Source organism: Solihabitans fulvus (assembly GCF_008386585.1).
Classification (GTDB): domain Bacteria; phylum Actinomycetota; class Actinomycetes; order Mycobacteriales; family Pseudonocardiaceae; genus Solihabitans; species Solihabitans fulvus.
Window position 1 is genome coordinate 1 of record NZ_VUOB01000274.1, and the last position, 491, is coordinate 491.

General features: G+C 52.3%; 1 protein-coding gene. It reads right to left on the reverse strand.

Annotated features, from left to right (window positions below; genetic code table 11):
• Nucleotides 1–480: hypothetical protein (locus F0L68_RS45830; protein WP_223199637.1), on the reverse strand; the 480-nt coding region annotated here is incomplete at its 3' end.
• Between the last annotated feature and the right edge of the window lie 11 nt (nt 481–491).

Genomic DNA, 491 nt, shown 5'->3' on the forward strand with positions numbered 1-491 from the left:
CGGTCTGTCAAATGGATATCCGAGAGGCATGGTGGAGATACATGAGCTCCAGCGACAAGCACAACGGTCCTTCATCATGGTCATGTCCAATGTGGGCAAGAGCATACCGGTGCGGACCGGCGACACGATGACGTACATCTGCATATCCAAACCTCCAATCGTACCGAGGGGCAGCATAAGTCTCTGAGGGAATCCGTTGCGAGACTTGCACCACCAGTCCTTGACCATTGTCTGGCCATCTCCGGAAGGCATCATTTCGCTTTCCATTACACGACGAGTCGAAAGGTACTCTGGGATAAATCCTTGCATATCCATGGAGCTACGGACGATGGTGTTCTTTCCGTTGACCAGTTTGTACATAAAGCTGTCCAGCTCGAACATGTCGAGGCGTTTGTCGTTGACGCTCATGAGCCTGCCCATGCAGTCGTACTTGGGACCCAGGAAGATGCGGACCACAGCATCGACAGTTTTGTCGGACATGACATCAATCG